This window comes from Streptomyces polygonati (assembly GCF_042650325.1).
GTDB lineage: Bacteria > Actinomycetota > Actinomycetes > Streptomycetales > Streptomycetaceae > Actinacidiphila > Actinacidiphila polygonati.
The window spans coordinates 286,771-304,128 of record NZ_JBHSBB010000008.1; the positions used below are offsets into that span (position 1 = coordinate 286,771).

Annotated in this window: 16 protein-coding genes, 1 pseudogene and 1 riboswitch; of the genes and pseudogenes, 15 read left to right on the plus strand and 2 right to left on the minus strand. The window is 73.4% G+C overall.

Features of this window, described 5'->3' with window-relative positions:
• Nucleotides 1-86 precede the first annotated feature (86 nt).
• Entirely contained in the window at nt 87-2,618 is a 2,532-nt protein-coding gene (locus ACFO3J_RS09930; RefSeq protein WP_386428177.1) for a glycoside hydrolase family 2 protein, read from the plus strand.
• A 209-nt stretch (nt 2,619-2,827) separates the two neighbouring features.
• Nucleotides 2,828-3,688: a putative protein N(5)-glutamine methyltransferase gene (locus ACFO3J_RS09935; RefSeq protein ID WP_386428179.1), complete on the plus strand. Its 861-nt coding sequence runs from the start codon at nt 2,828-2,830 to the stop codon at nt 3,686-3,688.
• Between the two features lie 15 nt (nt 3,689-3,703).
• On the opposite strand, the gene ACFO3J_RS09940 is transcribed toward ACFO3J_RS09935, so the two are convergent.
• Entirely contained in the window at nt 3,704-4,774 is a 1,071-nt protein-coding gene (locus ACFO3J_RS09940; protein ID WP_386428306.1) for a HoxN/HupN/NixA family nickel/cobalt transporter, read from the minus strand.
• A gap of 331 nt (nt 4,775-5,105) precedes the next feature.
• Nucleotides 5,106-5,256, plus strand: a riboswitch (cobalamin riboswitch).
• Nucleotides 5,257-5,292: 36 nt separating this feature from the next.
• On the opposite strand from ACFO3J_RS09940, the gene ACFO3J_RS09945 reads away from it, so the two are divergent.
• The 7 genes from ACFO3J_RS09945 (at nt 5,293) to ACFO3J_RS09975 (ending at nt 9,992) form a co-directional block, all read left to right on the plus strand.
• Nucleotides 5,293-5,508, plus strand: coding sequence for a CbtB domain-containing protein (locus tag ACFO3J_RS09945; protein ID WP_386428182.1), 216 nt, complete (start codon nt 5,293-5,295; stop codon nt 5,506-5,508).
• Nucleotides 5,509-5,553: 45 nt separating this feature from the next.
• On the plus strand, nt 5,554-6,414 hold the full coding sequence (locus tag ACFO3J_RS09950; RefSeq protein WP_386428183.1) for a CbtA family protein: 861 nt from the start codon (nt 5,554-5,556) through the stop codon (nt 6,412-6,414).
• A gap of 10 nt (nt 6,415-6,424) precedes the next feature.
• The gene (locus tag ACFO3J_RS09955; RefSeq protein ID WP_386428185.1) at nt 6,425-7,183 is read left to right on the plus strand and encodes a (2Fe-2S)-binding protein; all 759 of its coding nucleotides are present in this window, start codon (nt 6,425-6,427) and stop codon (nt 7,181-7,183) included.
• 64 nt (nt 7,184-7,247) lie between these two features.
• Nucleotides 7,248-8,021: a precorrin-6A synthase (deacetylating) gene (cobF, locus tag ACFO3J_RS09960; protein WP_386428186.1), complete on the plus strand. Its 774-nt coding sequence runs from the start codon at nt 7,248-7,250 to the stop codon at nt 8,019-8,021.
• Nucleotides 8,021-8,758: a cobalt-precorrin-6A reductase gene (locus tag ACFO3J_RS09965; protein ID WP_386428188.1), complete on the plus strand. Its 738-nt coding sequence runs from the start codon at nt 8,021-8,023 to the stop codon at nt 8,756-8,758. The genes cobF and ACFO3J_RS09965 overlap by 1 nt, the downstream gene beginning before the upstream one ends.
• Before the next feature lie 159 nt (nt 8,759-8,917).
• A complete protein-coding gene (locus tag ACFO3J_RS09970; RefSeq protein WP_386428190.1) occupies nt 8,918-9,583 on the plus strand; it encodes an HD domain-containing protein in 666 nt (221 codons plus the stop codon).
• Between the two features lie 178 nt (nt 9,584-9,761).
• The gene (locus ACFO3J_RS09975; protein WP_386428192.1) at nt 9,762-9,992 is read left to right on the plus strand and encodes a DUF6296 family protein; all 231 of its coding nucleotides are present in this window, start codon (nt 9,762-9,764) and stop codon (nt 9,990-9,992) included.
• Between the two features lie 102 nt (nt 9,993-10,094).
• On the opposite strand, the gene nhaA is transcribed toward ACFO3J_RS09975, so the two are convergent.
• Nucleotides 10,095-12,026 (minus strand): Na+/H+ antiporter NhaA, encoded by a 1,932-nt coding sequence (gene nhaA, locus ACFO3J_RS09980; RefSeq protein WP_386428195.1) that lies wholly within the window; start codon nt 12,024-12,026, stop codon nt 10,095-10,097.
• A gap of 266 nt (nt 12,027-12,292) precedes the next feature.
• Here nhaA and ACFO3J_RS09985 point away from each other — a divergent pair, with 266 nt between their 5' ends.
• The 6 genes and pseudogenes from ACFO3J_RS09985 to ACFO3J_RS10010 all read left to right on the plus strand — a co-directional run bounded on the left by ACFO3J_RS09985 (nt 12,293) and on the right by ACFO3J_RS10010 (nt 17,291).
• A complete protein-coding gene (locus tag ACFO3J_RS09985; RefSeq protein WP_093735997.1) occupies nt 12,293-12,526 on the plus strand; it encodes a hypothetical protein in 234 nt (77 codons plus the stop codon).
• 25 nt (nt 12,527-12,551) lie between these two features.
• On the plus strand, nt 12,552-13,733 hold the full coding sequence (locus ACFO3J_RS09990) for an SPFH domain-containing protein (protein ID WP_386428198.1): 1,182 nt from the start codon (nt 12,552-12,554) through the stop codon (nt 13,731-13,733).
• Nucleotides 13,734-14,256: 523 nt separating this feature from the next.
• Nucleotides 14,257-15,252 (plus strand): quinone oxidoreductase family protein, encoded by a 996-nt coding sequence (locus ACFO3J_RS09995; protein WP_386428199.1) that lies wholly within the window; start codon nt 14,257-14,259, stop codon nt 15,250-15,252.
• A 105-nt stretch (nt 15,253-15,357) separates the two neighbouring features.
• Nucleotides 15,358-15,483 (plus strand): annotated as a pseudogene (locus tag ACFO3J_RS10000) (LysR family transcriptional regulator); the annotation flags it as partial.
• Between the two features lie 83 nt (nt 15,484-15,566).
• A complete protein-coding gene (locus tag ACFO3J_RS10005; RefSeq protein WP_386428321.1) occupies nt 15,567-15,794 on the plus strand; it encodes a hypothetical protein in 228 nt (75 codons plus the stop codon).
• A 126-nt stretch (nt 15,795-15,920) separates the two neighbouring features.
• Nucleotides 15,921-17,291: an NAD(P)/FAD-dependent oxidoreductase gene (locus tag ACFO3J_RS10010; protein ID WP_386428201.1), complete on the plus strand. Its 1,371-nt coding sequence runs from the start codon at nt 15,921-15,923 to the stop codon at nt 17,289-17,291.
• Nucleotides 17,292-17,358: the final 67 nt, after the last annotated feature.

Sequence of the window (17,358 nt, forward strand, 5' to 3'; positions counted from 1 at the left end):
CGGCACCTGCGGTGCTTTACCGTTTAACCGCCAGTACCGCACCGGCCCGCCCGCCCCCTGCGCGAGGCCGCAGCCAAGGAGCAGCGATGAAGGACGTCACGCCGGTCACCGACGGCTGGAGGCTGCGCCTCGCCGACCGCCTGCCCGACGGGTCCGCCGCCCGGCTGCCCGCGGGTCTCGCCGAGCGCCTCACCGGCGGCGCCGGCCTGCCGGCGGTCGTGCCCGGCTGCGTGCACACCGACCTGATGGCCGCCGGCCTGCTCGCCGACCCGTTCCTGGACCGCAACGAGACCGAAGCGGCCTGGGTCGGGCACGCCGACTGGACGTACGAGACGCTGCTGCCGCCCCGCGACAGCCGGCACGAGCGCTCCGACCTGGTCTTCGAGGGGCTCGACACCGTCGCCGAGATCCGCCTCGGCGGCGCGGTGCTCGGCGCCACCCGCAATATGCACCGCGGCCACCGCTTCGACGTCACCGGGCCGCACGGCGCCGAGGCGACCCCGCTGACCGTCGCCTTCACCTCCGCCTACACCGAGGCCGAACGGGTCCGCGCGCTGGTCGGGGAGCGGCCCAACGCCTACCCCGAGCCGTTCCAGTACATCCGCAAGATGGCCTGCTCCTTCGGCTGGGACTGGGGGCCGACCCTGGTCACCGCCGGCATCTGGAAGCCGGTCCGGATCGAGCACTGGTCCACCGCCCGGCTGGCCCGGGTCACCCCGCTGGTCACGGTGGACGGCGGCGCCGGCCGGGTCGAGGTCCGGCTGGAACTGGAACGCACCGCCACCGGCGCCGAGCGCGAACTGACCGCGCGCCTGAGGGTGGGACAGACCCTGGTCGAGACCGCGGTACCGGCCGGCGCCGACCGGATCTCCGTCACCGCCGAGATCCCCGACCCCGCGCTGTGGTGGCCGCGCGGCTACGGCGGACAGCCGCTGTACGACTGCGAGATCACCCTGCTGGACGGCTCCGCCGAACTCGACGGCTGGCAGCGCCGGATCGGCTTTCGCACCGTGGCGCTGGACACCGCGCCCGACGCGCGGGGCAGCGCCTTCACCCTGGTCGTCAACGGCACCCCGGTCTTCGCCCGCGGTGTCAACTGGATCCCCGACGACGCCCTGCCCACCCGGATCGACGCCGCCCGCTACCGCCGCCGGCTCACCCAGGCGGCGGACGCCGGAGTGGACCTGATCCGGGTGTGGGGCGGCGGCCTCTACGAGAGCGACGACTTCTACGACGCCTGCGACGAACTCGGCCTGCTGGTCTGGCAGGACTTCCTGTTCGCCTGCGCCGCCTACCCCGAGGAGCAGCCGCTGCGCGGCGAGATCGAGGCCGAGGCCCGGGAGAACGTCACCCGGCTCGCCCCGCACCCCAGCCTCGCCCTGTGGAACGGCAACAACGAGAACCTGTGGGGCTTCCGCGACTGGGACTGGGAGCAGGAACTGGCCGGCGACTCCTGGGGCGAGGGCTACTACCTCGGCCTGCTGCCGCGGGTGGTCGCCGAGACCGACCCGACCCGGCCGTACTGGGCCGGCAGTCCCTGGTCCGGCTCCTGGGACCACCACCCCAACGACCCCGGCCACGGCACCGCCCACTCCTGGGACGTGTGGAACCGCACCGACTACACCGACTACCTCGACAGCGTGCCGCGCTTCGTCGCCGAGTTCGGCTGGCAGGCCCCGCCCGCCTTCGCCACCGTCCGCCGCGCCATCAGCGACCGGCCGCTGACCCCCGGCTCGCCCGGCATGCTGCACCACCAGAAGGCCGGCGACGGCAACGGCAAGCTCGCCCGCGGCCTGGCCCACCACTTCCCGGTCCCGGACGACTTCGACCGCTGGCACTACCTCACCCAGGTCAACCAGGCCAGGGCCGTCGCCACCGGCATCGAGCACTGGCGCTCGCACTGGCCGGCCTGCGCCGGCACCATCGTCTGGCAGCTCAACGACTGCTGGCCGGTGACCTCCTGGGCCGCCATCGACGGCGACGAGCGGGAGAAGCCGCTCTACCACGAGCTGAAGCGGCTCTACGCCGACCGGCTGCTCACCGTGCGGCGGGCGGCGGACGACTCCGGGGCCCTGGCCGGGGCACTGGTCAACCAGGGCGCGCTGGACTGGTCGGGCACCGCGGTCCTGCGCAGGGTGGCGGTGGACGGCGAGATCCTCGCCGAGGCCCGGCTGCCCTTCACCGCGCCCGCCCGCTCCGTCGCCACCCTCGCCGTACCGCCCCGGCTGCGGCCGGCCGCCGGCAGCGACAGGGAACTGCTGACCTTCGAGGCCGACGGGCTGCGCGCCCTGTGGTTCGCGGCGCGCGACAAGGACTTCGACTATCCGGCGCCGCGCTGGGACATCGCGGTGACCGCCGACGGCGACACCGCCCAGGTCACCGTCACCGCCCGCACCCTGCTGCGCGACCTGCTGCTCCAGGCCGACCGGCTCGACCCGGCCGCAGCCGCGGACCGCGGCCTGACCACCCTGCTGCCGGGCGAGAGCGTGACGATCACCGTACGCGGCTGGCCCCGGCCCACCGCCGAGGCCGCCGCGGCGGCTCTCCACTGCGTCAACTCCGCGGTGCGGGACGCGGCTCCGGCACATCGAGCCGAGGCCGCTGAAACGGTTCAGTAGCGCCGGGGAGCGGTGTTCGGGGGAGGCCGGACGGCGCGATGCGGTAGGTTGAAGCCGCGCGGTGAGCCGCGCTCACGCACGAGCCGGGGAGGTGGGACCGATTACCGCCAGTTCAGGACGGGTGCTCCCGCCGTACCGCCGCGCGGCCTGATCATCGGCCGCCGCGCACGGTCGGGGAGCGCCCTCGGGCTCCCCGAAAGGCTCTCCTCATGCAGGACTTCTCCACTCCCGCCCCGCCCCCCTCGTCAGCCGTGACGCCGCCGGCGGTCCCCTCACCCGCGGCGCCCCCTGCACCGCTGACCGAATCCGCGGTCGTCGAACGGCTGCGGTCGGCCGGCTGCGTCTTCGCCGAGGACGAGGCACGCCTGCTCGTCGAGGCGGCCAGCGGCCCGGCCGGACTCATGGACATGGTGGAGCGCCGGGCCGCCGGACTGCCGCTGGAACACGTCCTCGGCTGGGCCGAGTTCGCCTCGCTGCGGATCGCGGTGGACCCCGGCGTCTTCGTACCCCGCCGCCGTACCGAATTCATGGTCGGCGAGGCGGTGGCGCTGGGCCGGGCCGGCGTGGTCGTGGTCGATCTGTGCTGCGGTTCGGGCGCGGTCGGGGTGGCGCTCGCCGCGGCCCTGGACGGCGTGGAACTGCACGCGGCCGACCTCGACCCGGCCGCCGTCCGCTGCGCCCGCCGCAATGTCGCGCCGGTCGGCGGCCGGGTGCACGAGGGGGACCTCTTCGACGCCCTGCCGCCTCGGCTGCGCGGCCGGATCGACCTGCTCGCCGCCAACGTCCCCTATGTACCGACGGACGCGGTCGGCCTGCTGCCGTCCGAGGCCAGGGACCACGAGGCACGGATCGCCCTGGACGGCGGCCCGGACGGCCTCGACGTGCTGCGCCGGGTCGCCGCCGAGGCCCGGCACTGGCTCGCCCCCGGTGGATCGCTGCTCTTCGAGACCAGCGAGCGGCAGGCACCGCACGCCGTGGAGATCGTCCGGGCGGGCGGCCTGGAGCCGAGGGTGGCCACCGACGAGGAGCTGTACGCGACGGTGGTGATCGGCGCCCGCCCGGCCGGCTGACACGGGCGGGGGCGGTCAGTCCCGCGGATCGGCGGTACGCAGCCCGGCCGACCACTTCTCCTCGATGTCGCCGAACTTCCACACCGCCACGGCGACCGCCCAGGTGACGAAGAACAGGCCCACGATGACGTAGCCGACGATGTTCAGGTCGAGGCCGCCCACCCAGTCCCAAAAGACGCCGTGCAGCCCGGCCTTCTCGCCGAGGAGGCCGAGGAGTTCCACGGTGCCGATGATCAGGGCGACGGCCACCGACAGACCGGTGATGGTGAGGTTGTAGTAGACCTTGCGGACCGGCTTGGAGAAGGCCCACTCGTAGGCGAAGTTCATGAAGGAACCGTCGATGGTGTCCAGCAGCGACATCCCGGCGGCGAAGAGCACCGGCATGCACAGGATCGCGTACCAGGGCAGCCCGGACGCGGCGCCGGACCCGGCCAGCACCAGCAGTGCGACCTCGGTGGCGGTGTCGAAGCCGAGGCCGAAGAGCAGACCCAGCGGATACATCTGCCACGGCTTGGTGATCGATTTCATCACCCGGCCCAGCAGCCGGTTCATGAAGCCCCGGTTGTTCAGGTGCTCCTCCAGCGCGGCCTCGTCGAAGTCGCCCTCGCGCATCTGCCGGAAGACCTTCCAGATCCCGGCCAGGATCACCAGGTTGATGAAGGCGATCAGGTAGAGGAAGGTGCCCGAGACGGTGGTGCCGATCCAGCCCGTCACGTCGTGCAGCCGCGAGTCGTCGTCCTGGACGGGGTGCGCCAGCGACCTGACCCCCAGTGACAGCAGCAGGGTCAGCCCGAAGACGATGCTGGAATGCCCGAGGGAGAACCAGAAGCCCACCGACAGCGGGCGCTTGCCCTCGCCCATCAGCTTCCGGGTGGTGTTGTCGATGGCCGCGATGTGGTCGGCGTCGAAGGCGTGCCGCATGCCCAGCGTGTAGGCGGTGACGCCGATACCGACGCCGAAGGAACCGGTGCCCAGGCTGTAGTGCTCGGGGGCGACGACGAGCACCAGGACGAACCAGCCGATGAGATGCAGCGCCACGATGAACGCCGCCATCCCGCCGAGCCGGGTCCACTCCGCCCGGCTCATCGAGTCGGCGATCCGGCGCCATCGGGACCCGGCGGCGACCGGGGTCTCGGCGGTTATGGTCATTTCGGCGTCCTCCGGGGGCGTCGGTTCCAGCGGCTACACGCGGCAGCTTACTAGTTGCAAACTCTTCGCAAGAGTGCCCACCCGCCGACGGCGCCACACCTGTGACCAGGCACCTGCCCCGGGGGCAGTGGAGTCGTGGCGGGTCGTGGCGGGTCGTGCGGGGTCGCGCGAAGGCACGGGGAGCCGTGCGGGAACGCCCCGGGCGCCGCCGCGCCTCGGCCGCCGACGGGTCCCACCTGCGGCGCGGCGCCTCCGACCGGCGTGCGCCCTGATTGACGCATGACAGGGCCGCCTCTACGCTCCTCGGTGTAGTGATGACGTGGGGAAGCCGGTGGAACTCCGGCACGGTCGCGCCACTGTGAGCCCACCGCCGCCAGGCGGAGGGGGAGTCAGACACCCGCCCATCACGACGCCCATGGAACAGGGACGCACGATCCCCCAAGGAGGGCCCACCCTTGAGCAGCATTTCTTCTTCCCGCCCGGCCGCGACACCGGTCGTCCTGCCGATCTCCAAAGCCGTGATATGGCTCGTCGGCACCTCACTCCTGGCGCTCGCCGCCTACTACTTCATCGGTGTCGACCAGGGCGCGGTCTCGGTGTTCGGCAAGGACATGCACATCCACGAGTTCGTCCATGACGCGCGTCACTTCCTCGGCTTCCCCTGCCACTGACCCGTCATCCCGTCACTCCCTCACCTGACGTACGGACAACTCGACATGGAAAAGAAGCTCATACTGCGCGGCCTGCTGGCCGGCGCAGTCGCCGGGCTGCTCGCCTTCCTCTTCGCCCGGATCTTCGCCGAACCGCAGATCGGGAAGGCGATCGACTACGAGAGCGGCCGTGACGCGGCGCAGGCCGCGCTGGACAAGGCCGCCGGACTCGCGCCGACGGCCGCGGGCCCGGATCTGTTCAGCCGCACCATCCAGGCGGACGTCGGTATCGGCGTCGGCATGATCGTCTTCGGTACGGCGATGGGCGCGCTGTTCGCGGTGGCCTACGCCGTCTGCCTCGGCCGGGTCGGCGGGCTGCGCCCCCGCGGGCTGGCGCTGGCCGTCGCGGCCGGCGGCTTCCTCGGCATGTATCTCGTGCCGTTCCTGAAGTACCCGGCCAACCCGCCCGCCATCGGGCACGAGGAGACCATCAGGGCCCGCAGCGGGCTCTACCTGATCATGGTGCTGTGCTCGGTCGCCTTCCTGGTGGGGGCCGTCTGGCTCGGCAAGCGCCTCCAGGCGCGGTTCGGCAACTGGAACGCGGTCCTGCTGGCCGGCGCGGCCTTCGTCGTCGCGATCGGCGCCGTCATGCTGATCCTGCCGGCGCTGGGCCATCTCGCGGTCAACAAGGAGCAGTTCGGCGATCAGGCCACCGAGACGCCGCTCCCGCTGACGGACTCCAAGGGCGCCATCGTCTATCCGGGCTTCCCGGCCGACGTCCTCTACACCTTCCGCTTCTACTCGGTCGCCGCCCAGTTGCTGCTCTGGTCGGCCATCGGCCTGGTCTTCGCCCCGCTGGCCGAGCGCCTGCTCCAGCCCGGCCCCGACCGCCCGGCCGTCCCCGCGCCGGCCCCCGTACCCGTATGAGCGCGTCCGGATGAGCGCGCCCGCACCACCACCGGTCGGACCGGGCCCGGGCGCGGTGATCGAGGAGATCACCGCGCTCGGCCCGTTCTTCGCACTGGAGGCGCACGGACCGGCCGAGCCGGCGTCCTCCGCTGCGGGCGGGCCGGGTTGGCAGCCCGTGTCCGCGCCGCTGCTGGCGGACCGGGTCACCGCGGTACGGCGGTGGCTGGCCGACGCCGGCGGGCAGCCGGCCGAGGCCGTCGAACTCCGGGTCGCCGCCTCGGTGGCGCACCTGGGGCTCGCCGCCCGCCTGGTCTCCCCGGCGCTGGCCGCGGCCGTGCTCTTCGGCCGCCCGCTCCTCTTCACGCTCAGCCAGGTGCGCTGGCAGCCCGTACTCGGCGGCCCCGCACCGCTGTCGCTGCCCACCGGCGCCCTCGGCGAGCCGCGTCCGGGCGCCGAGTCCCTCGCCGGACTCCTCGCGACCGGCCTGGTGTCCGGAGCGCTGGAGGAACTGGCGTCGTGCTTCGAGCGGTTCGGCGTCTCCCGGCACATCCTGCGCGGCAACACCGCCTCGGCCGTCAACGGCGCCGCCGTGACGCTCGGCCGGACCCGGCCCCAACACGCGTCGCGGACCTCGGTGTTCGCCGCGTCCCTGCTGGCCAGCCCGCCGCTGGACGGGGAGAGCGCCACCGACGCGGCGGGGGTCTTCCGCCGCCGCAGCTGCTGCCTGATCTACCGGGCGGCGCCCGGCGCGCAGGGCGCCCTGTGCGGCGACTGCGCCCTGCGCTGACCTCGGGCGACCCCCGCCCGCGCTGGCCGCGGCCGGCGGCGCGCGGTGTGCCAGACTCCGGGGCGTGAAGCAGATCTACGTCATCGGTATCGGCGCCGGCGACCCCGGGCAGCTCACCTTGCAGGCGGTCGAAGCCCTGGGCCGTACCGAGGTGTTCTTCCTGCTGGACAAGGGCGAGGAGAAAGCCGATCTGGCGGGCCTGCGGGAGCTGATCCTGCGACGGCACGCCACCGGGCCGCACCGGGTGGTCACCGCCCGCGACCCGGACCGGGACCGCGCCGCGCCCTCCGCCGCCTACGCGCCCGCCGTGGACGACTGGCGGCGGCGCCGCGCCGACGTCTACGAGCGCCTGATCGCCGAGGAGCTGCCGGACGGCGGCCACGGCGCCTTCCTGGTCTGGGGGGACCCGGCCCTCTACGACAGCACGCTCGGCATCCTGGGCGAGGTGCACGCCCGCGGGACCGAGGACTTCGCCTGGAGCGTCGTACCCGGCGTCAGCAGCGTCTCCTCGCTGGCCGCGAAGCACCGCGTCGGCCTCAATCAGGTCGGCCGCCCCGTGCAGATCACCACCGGGCGCCGGCTCGCCGACCAAGGCCTTCCCGACGGCGTGGACGACGTGGTGGTGATGCTCGACGCGCGGCAGGCGTTCGGAGCCTTCACCGGGCAGGGCCTGCACATCTACTGGGGCGCCTATCTGGGCACACCCGACGAGATCCTGCTGGCCGGCCCGCTGGACGACGCACTGGCCGGCCGTATCCGCGCGGTGCGGGCCGAGGCCCGGGCCCGCAAGGGCTGGATCATGGACACCTATCTGCTGCGCAGGACCGACGAGGGCTGATGCGGCGGCTGCTGATCCTCGGCGGCACCGGGCAGGCCCGCGCGCTGGCGGCGGAGCTGGCCGCCGATCCCGCGCTGGAGGTGACCAGTTCGCTCGCCGGGCGCACCGCCGAACCGCGGCGGCCGTCCGGCCGGGTCCGCAGCGGCGGCTTCGGGGGAGCGGCCGGGCTCACCGCGTGGCTGCGCGCCGAGCGGATCGACGTACTGGTGGACGCCACCCACCCGTTCGCGCAGGAGATCAGCCGTTCCGCCGCCGTAGCCGCCGCCGCGGCCGGCGTCCCGCTGCTGGCGCTGCGCCCGCCCGGCTTGACCCCTGGACCGGGCGACCGCTGGACATGGGCGGACACCCTGACGCAGGCCGCCGCGCTCCTGCCGTCGCTGGGCGGCCGGCCCTTCCTCACCACCGGCCGGCAGGAACTCGCCGCCTTCGCCGCGCTGGACCTCCCGGTCCTCGCCCGCACGGTCGAGCCCCCGGCGCCGCCGCTGCCCCGGCGCCTGGTCCTCGTCCTGTCGCGGGGCCCCTTCACCCTCGACGGCGAACGGGCGCTGCTGCGCGAGCACCGGATCGACCTGCTGGTCACCAAGGACAGCGGCGGCCCGGCCACCGCCCCCAAGCTCACCGCCGCCCGTGAGGCCGCCGTCCCGGTCCTGATCGTCCGCCGTCCGCCGCCGCCCCCCGGCGTGGTGACGGTCGGCAGCCCCGAGGCCGCCCTCGCCTGGCTCCGGGCCCATCGCTGACCGCGCTCCCTACCGGAGGACCCCGCGCCTCGCACGTCCTCCCCGGCCCTGCGACATACGGCCGAACGCACATGGCAGCAGGTCCCCGCCGCGCCGATGCTGGGAAGCGGCGGCCCGCACCGGGGCCCCGTACCCCGAGGCACAGCGAAGGCGGCGGCGATGAGCAGCGAACCGACCGGACGGACCGTACCGACCGAGCCGATCCCGGTGGCCGTACCCGACACCGCGCTGGCCCGCGAGGCCACCGCCCTGGTGCGCGACACCACCAGCGACCTGATCTACGACCACTCGCGCCGTGTCTTCTTCTTCGGCAGCCTCCAGGGCCGGGTCCGCGATCTGAGCTTCGACCCGGAGCTGCTCTACATCGGGGCGATGTTCCACGATCTGGGCCTGTCGGAGCGGTTCCACGGCAGCGGTCACCGCTTCGAGGTGGACAGTGCCGACGAGGCCCGCCGCTTCCTGCGTGCCCACGACGTGCCCGAGGACAGCGTCCGCCGGGTCTGGACGGCGATCGCCCTGCACACCACCCCGGGTGTCCCGGAGTTCATGGAGCCGGAGGTCGCGCTGGTCACCGCGGGTGTCGAGTACGACGTGCTCGGCATCGGCTACGCCGACATCAGCGCGGCGGAGCGGGCCGCGGTCACCGGCCTGCACCCCCGCCCCGACTTCAAGCGGCGCATCCTGGCGGCCTTCACCGACGGTATCCAGCCCAGGCCGGAGACCACCTTCGGCACCGTGAACGCCGATGTGCTGGCCCACTACGTCCCCGGTTTCGAGCGCGGCGACTTCGTGGACACCGTCCTCGGGTCGCCGTGGCCCGAATGAGCCCGGTCCGGCCGTCCGCCCGACCGACCCGAGCCGTGCCTGCGCCGATCACGGTCAGTGATCGCGGTTCCGGGTAGGCGACGGCGGCCGACCCGGGGCATTATGGGTAGGTCCGGCGAAAGGCCAGCGGAAGGGGGCGGTGCGGCGCGAGGACCGCACCACCTGTCGGGAGGCACGCATGGAGTACCCGGAAAGTTATGAGCTCGTCTTCGACGCCGTCGCGGAAGGTGACGACACCGTGGCCGTCCACCGCACCGAGCAGGCCGGATCGGGCGGTGCCCCGATCTACGAGGACGAGACCGGAATCGTCCGCGCGGAGATCAGCGCGGACGGTGAGATCCGCATGGTCGCCAGCGGGGGCCAGCAGGCCTCCGCGGTGCCGCGCGTCGTACGCACGCTGAAGCCGTGACGCCGTGAGGGCGCTCGCGGCGGGCGGGCCGGACCCCGAAGGGGCCGGTCCGCCGCCCTGTGCGGTCCGCCGCCGGCCGGCCGCCGTGTCGGCGCCCGCCGGTCACTCCTCGCCGCGCCGCCGGCTGCGCCGCCTGCCGCGCTGCTCACCGCGCTCCACCAGCAGCACCCGGTCCCTGGCCGCTATCACCGACGCCGACAGGCTGGCGATGTCGTAAGCGCCGTGGTGGCGGCGGCCATTGACGAAGAAGGTCGGTGTGCCCGACACCCCGCTCGTGTCCGCCGACTCCACGTCCCGCAGCACCCGCTCCTTGGCCTCACGCGACCGCAGCGCCTTCTGGAAGGCGTCCATGTCGAGATCCAGCTGCCGGGCGTAGGCCAGCAGGTCCTTGGGGTTCAGCTCGTCCTGGTGCTCGAACAGCAGATCGTGCATGTCCCAGAACTTCCCCTCCCGCGCCGCGACCTCGGACGCCTGGGCGGCCAGCTGGGCGTGCGGGTGCACATCGGACAGCGGCAGGTGCCGCCAGACATAGCGCACATCCCCGAAGTCCACCAGCAGTTCGCGCACCACGTCCTCGGCCTGCCCGCAGTACGGGCACTCGAAGTCGCCGTACTCCACCACCGTGACCGGGGCGTCCAGCGCCCCGCGGACATGGTCGCGTTCCGGGTCCACCGGGTCGGTCAGGTCCACCACCGACTGCGCGGTGCCCAGCAGCGCCCGGGCCCGCCGGGCGTCGGGCAGCCGCTCGATCACCAGCGCCACCACCGTGGTGGCGAGCATCGCGAACAGCACCGCGCTGAGCACACCGATCTTCGCCTGGTCCAGCTGAGCGCCGTGGAAGGCGAGCGTGGCGATCAGCAGCGACACGGTGAAGCCGACCCCGGCGATGGTGCCGCCGCCCAGCACCGCGCCCCAGCCGACCGGCGGCCGCATCCGGCCCCGGCTCAGCCTGGTGCTGATCGCCGACGCCCCGAAGATGGCGATCGGCTTGCCCAGCCCGTAGCCGAGCAGGATGCCCAGCGTGATCGGCGAGGTGAAGGCCTGCCGCAGCAGCGTGCCGTCGATCGCGATGCCGGCGTTCGCCAGCGCGAACAGCGGCACGATGACGTAACTCGTCCACGGGTGCCACATCCGCTGCAGCCGGTCGTTGGGCGACAGCGCCGAGGCGATGCCGAGCCGCGCCTCCCGCTCCAGCTCCGCGGTGGGCTGCTCGCGGAAGGAGCGGAACAGGCCGGTGGCCCGCTCCAGGTCGTCCCGCGAGGCCTGGTACGCGTACGACATCATGCCGAAGACCAGGCCGACCACCAGCGGGTCCACCCCGGAGTGCAGGAAGGCCACCCACGCCACGATCCCCAGCGCGCCGTACACCAGGCCGCGGCGCACCCCGGCGCGGCGCACGATCCCCACGACCACCAGCACGCCCACCCCGAACAGCAGCGGGGTCCAGGAGATGTGGTCGCTGTAGGCGACGGCGATCACCGCCAGCGCCACGAAGTCGTCCACCACCGCCACGGTCAGGATGAAGGTGTGCAGCCGGCGCGGAAAACGCGAGCCGAGCAGGGCCAGCATGCCCAGCGCGAAGGCGGTGTCGGTGGACATCGCCGCGCCCCAGCCGTGCGCTGAGGACCGGCCGGTGTTCACCAGCAGGTAGATCAGCACCGGTACGACCATGCCGCAGATCCCGGCCAGCAGCGGCAGCGGGATACGGCGCCGGTCGCGCAGCTCGCCCAGGTCGAACTCGCGGCGCGCCTCCAGACCGACCACCAGGAAGAACAGTGTCATCAGCCCGCTGTTCACCCAGTCACGCATGTCCAGGTCCACGCCGTGCTGTCCCACCCGGATCGACAGGTGGGTGTGCCAGGCGGTCTCGTAGCTGCCCGGCGCCGTGTTCACCCAGATCAGCGCGGCCAGAGTGGCCGCCAGCAGCACCGCGGCGCTGCCCGTCTCGGTGCGGATGTACGCCCACGCCGAGGCCACGGTCGTGCGCTCGTGCTCGGTCCGACCCGTCAAGGGTGTGGTGAAGCCCCGGAACATCCAGCCTCCTGCCGGTACATCTGTCTGCGCATACCCTGGCACGGCCCGGCGGCGGACACGCGCCCAGCCATTCCCTAGGGGGCCACCGACGGCGGAACCACCGGCGTACAGCACGCGTATTCCGTAAGGACGGCCACCGACCGGGAGCGTTTCCAGGTGGGAGGATGGTCATGTCGAGGAATGCGGCTCGACGGCACCACAGCACAAGGCTCGACAGGATGACTCAGCACGACTCGGCATGACGACGACGAGGGGGGCGGCCGTCGATGGCTCGCGACGACGCCGTGATCGGCTGCGCCGGGGAGTTGATCATCGGCACCCGGGGGGTGGCCGGACCCGGAGAGGTCCTGGTCCGGATCCGGGGCGGCTCCGAGGCCTTCCTCGCCTGGTCCGACGAGCCTCTGCCGAGGGGCTCGACCGTGCTCGTGGTGGAATCCCGCGGCGCCCGGCAGGTGGACGTCATCGCGTGGGCAGACCCGCTGGAAGTGCCGGCCGACTGAGCCGCGCACACGAAGGAGACCAAGGATGTTCGGTTATCGCGTTCCCGCACCCGATGAGGCGATGCTGATCTCGGGCGGCCGACGAGGTCTGGGGGGTGCGCCGTTCCGGGTGGTGACCGGCCACGGCAAGTTCGTACCGCCGGTGTTCCGCAAGACCCGGTTCCTGACCCTCGCCATGTGCGAGGCCGAGGTCGCGGAGACCTGCGTCACCAAGCAGGGCATCGCACTGAGCGTCACCGCCGTCATCGCCTTCAAGGTCGGCAACGACCACGAGAGCATCGTCAACGCCGGCCAGCGCTTCCTGTCCGACCAGGACCAGATGTCGGTGCTGACCGGCCGGATCTTCGCCGGCCACCTGCGGTCCATCATCGGCTCGATGACGGTCGAGGAGATCGTCACCGAGCGGCAGAAGCTCGCCACCGAGGTGCTGGAGACCTCCAAGACGGAGATGGCCAAGATCGGGCTGACCGTCGACTCGCTGCAGATCCAGTCCATCGACGACGGCGCCACCGGCTACATCGAGGCGATGTCCGCGCCGCACAAGGCCGCCATCCAGCGGCAGGCGCAGATCGCCCAGGCCCAGGCCACCCAGGCGTCCGCCGAGGCGCAGCAGGCCGCGGCCCGCAACCAGGCCGAGTACGCCCGGCAGACCGCCGTCGTCCAGGCCCAGTACAACGCCGAGGTGGACCGGGCCCAGGCACAGTCGGCGCAGGCGGGCCCGCTGGCCCAGGCGCACGCCCAGCAGGAGGTGCTCGCCGCCCAGACCGAGCTGGCGCTGCGCCAGGCGGAGCTGCGCCAGCAGCAGCTCGTCGCCGAGATCGTCAAGCCCGCCGAGGCCGAGGCGGAGCGGATCAGGGTGCTGGCCGTCGCCGACGCCGAGCGGATGCGGATCCAGGCCGCGGCGGCCGCCTCCCACGACCGGGTGGCGCTGGACCGGATGCTGATCGACCAGCTGCCGCTGATCGTCAAGGAGGCGGCGGGCGGCCTGGCCGGCGCCAACGTCAATGTGCTCAACGGCGCCGACGGCCTCAGCGAGATAGCCGCGGGCCTGGTCAGCCAGGGGCTGACCATCCTCGACTCGGTCCGCAAGAATCTGGCCGGCGACGGCCCGGCGGAGTCGAACGGCGAGATCGCGCTGCGCGGCCAGGTCGGCCCGAACGACCGCCGCGGCGGCACCTCCTCGGACGGCCCGGTGCCGATCGACTAGGGCTCGACGAGCCGCCCGCCCGGCCGCCGCGTTCTCACCGTCGAAGGTCCGCGGTGGGCACGGTGGCTGGGGCGGCGGGCCGGTCGGGGACGGGCGGGGTGCGGCGGGTGATGGCGACGACGCCGAGCACCGTGACGGCGCCCCCGGCCAGCGCCGCCGGACGGGGGACCTCCCCCCAGCCAGCCGAAGGCTCAGGCCTATCCGGACCCGCGCGCCCGGCGCGGAGGGCCGGCGCGTGCGGGACCGGTAGCCGGCGATCTTGGCGAGGAGGTCGGGCAGCCGTTCGAGGGGCTCGGTGTGGCGCCCCCCGAGGGTCGCCGTGAAATCCAGGCAGAGCCGGCCGCCGACGAAGCGGAAGGCCGCGGGGTCCTCCCGCCCGTCGTCGGCCCGCTCTTCGTCCCCTTTGTCGCCGGGTGTGAAGGACACGCTGGTCATCGTCCGACGGTAGCTGTTGACACCTGTTCATACGGTGTCGGAAGGTGGGCGCCGGCCCAACCGGCGTCGGCGCGAGGACAGGTGGCACATGCGAGCGGTACGGATCGACGCGTTCGGCGGACCGGAAGTCCTGACCCCGGTCGAGCTGCCCGACCCGGTGGCGGGGCCCGGCGAGATCCTGATCCGGACGGCGGCGGTCGGCGTCAACCGGGCGGACGCGCTGATCCGCGCGGGCAACTACCACCGGGTCGTGAAGCCGCCGCTGATACCCGGCCTGGAGGCCTCCGGCACCGTGCTCGCGGTGGGGGAGGGCGTCGAGGACATCACTCCCGGGCAACGGGTGATCACCCAGGGCGCCGCCAACGCCCCTGGGCTCTACGCCGAGTTGGCGGCCGTACCGGCCGGGCGGGTGACCGTGCTGCCGGACGGGGTGGACCTGCTGTCGGCGGCGGCGCTGCCGATCGCCTGGCTGAGCGCCTGGTACTGCCTGCGCCGGCTGGGCGGCCTGGCCGCCGAGCAGACCGTCGTCGTACAGGCGGCGGCCAGCGGGGTCGGCAGCGCGGCGGTCCAGATCGCCGCGGCGGCCGGCGCCCGGGTGATAGCGGTGGCGGGCTCGTCCGCGAAGACCCGCTGGGTGGCCGGGCTGGGCGCCCACCACACCGTGGACAGCTCGGCGTTCCCGGGCGGCGCGGTGGTCGACGAGGTGCTGCGGCTGACCGGCGGCGCCGGCGCGGACATCGTTCTCGACACCGTCGGCGGCGACGTCTTCGCGCAGAGCCTGCGCGAGGCCGCCTTCGCCGGGCGGGTGATCGCACTGGCCAATGTGGCCCTGCGGCCCAGCACCGTCGACACCCGCGACTTCTATCCCAGGAACGTCTCCGTCCACGGCTTCCAGCTCACCGGCCTGATCGACCACGGCTACGACCCCCGCCCCGACCTGCGCGCCATCGCGGACGGCGTCGCCGCCGCCACCTTCCGCGTCCCGGTCGAGGCGACCTTCCCGCTGCACGAGGCGTCCCTCGCCCACCGGCGCCTGGAGGACCGCGCCAACCTGGGCAAGATCGTCCTCACCACCGGACGGTGACACCGGAACCGTCCCCGGCGCGAGCCCGCCCCGCCGCGACCCTTCCGGCCCGCCCGGAGCGAAGCGGCGCCCGTCCGTCGGCGCGCGGTCTGTGAGCCTGCCCGGATGCTCGCTGCACGGCGCCTGCGCGTCCTCCAGCAGCTGGCCACCTACGGCACGGTCGCGACGACCGCCGAGGCGCTGCAGCTGACCGCGCCCGCCGTCTCGCGGCGACAGACGGTACGGGAGCAGGAAGCCGGGCTGCCCGCGGTGGAGAAGCACGGCCGGGGGCTGCGGCTCACCGCCGCGGGGAGCCGCTGGTCGCGCACACCGAAGTGGCGCCGGGCGACCTCGCCCTGGTCGCCGCCGCGGCGGGTGTGGCCCTCGTCCCCAGGCCGGCGCTGCCGGCGGCGACCGCGCCGCTCGCCCTGCACCCGCTGGCCGCGCCGGTCACCCGGACCGTGTCGGCCGCGGTCCGCGCCGGCACGACCCGCCGCCCCGACCAGCGCCGGGTCCTCGACCTGCCGCGCGGCGCGGCGGCGGCCTGGTCCCCGGCCGGCTGAGGGGAGCCCCGGCGGACCCTCCCGGATGGCGGGCGGGCCGCAGCCGGGATAGGACAGGAGGTGCGAGGCCGCGCTCCACTGGGCAGGCGTGCGTACGACCGCCTGGGCCGAGAAGGGACGGACAACGTGGCACGACCGAAGATCCTTGTGGTGGGGGCCGGATTCGGCGGGGTGGGGTGCATACGGCGCCTGGAGCGCAGACTCCGCCCGGACGAGGCCGACATCGCCCTGGTGACGCCGTTCTCCTACCAGCTCTACCTGCCGCTGCTGCCTCAGGTCGCCTCAGGTGTGCTCACCCCGCAGTCGATCGCCGTCTCGCTGCGCCGCAGCGGCAGATTCCGCACGCCGATCATCCCCGGCGGCGCCGTCGGCGTGGACACCAAGGCGAAGGTCTGCGTGATCCGCAAGATCACCGGCGAGATCGTCAACGAGCGCTACGACCACATCGTGCTGGCCCCCGGCAGCGTCACCCGTACCTTCGCCATCCCCGGCCTGGCCGACAACGCCCGGGGCATGAAGACCCTCGCCGAGGCGGCCTTCGTCCGCGACCACGTCATCGCCCAGCTCGACCTGGCCGACGCCAGCCAGGACGAGGCCGAGCGCGCCTCCCGGCTGCAGTTCGTCGTGGTCGGCGGCGGCTACGCGGGCACCGAGACCGCCGCCTGCCTCCAGCGGCTGACCAGCGACGCCGTCAAGCGCTATCCGCGGCTGGACCCGAAACTGATCAAGTGGCACCTGATCGACATCGCGCCCAAGCTGATGCCGGAGCTGGGCGACAAGCTCGGCCTGAGCGCGCTGAAGATCCTGCGCGACCGCGGCATCGAGGTCTCCCTCGGCGTCTCCATCGACAAGGCGGCCCCCGAGGAGGTCACCTTCACCGACGGCCGGGTGCTGCCCTGCCGCACCCTCATCTGGACCGCGGGCGTCGTCGCGAGCCCGCTGATCGCCACCCTGGAGGCGGAGACGGTACGCGGCCGGCTGGCCGTCGACACCCGGATGACACTGCCCGGCGTCGACGGGGTCTTCGCGCTCGGCGACGCCGCCGCTGTGCCCGACCTGTCCCAGGACGCGGACGGCGGCGCGCTGTGCCCGCCCACCGCGCAGCACGCCATGCGCCAGGGCCGCGTGGTGGCCGACAATGTGATCGCCACCCTGCGCGGGGAGCCGCTGCGTCCCTACCGCCACAAGGACCTCGGCCTGGTGGTCGACCTCGGCGGCCGGGACGCGGTGTCCAAACCGCTCGGCATCGAACTGCGCGGCATGCTCGCCCAGGCCGTCGCCCGCGGTTACCACTGGTCGGCGCTGCGCACCAATGTGGCCAAGACCCGGGTGCTCACCAACTGGATGCTCAACGCGGTGGCCGGCGAGGACTTCGTGCGCACCGGCTTCCTGTCCCGCACTCCGGCCGCCCTGCGCGACTTCGAGTACACCGACTCCTACCTCACCCCCGACGAGATCCGGCAGCACACCGGCACCCTGACCGCGCGTCAGGGGTGACGCCGGGCCGACTGCCGGTTCCGCGTGTAGTGCGGATTCACTAGGCTGGTCTGGTGTCTTCCGCACA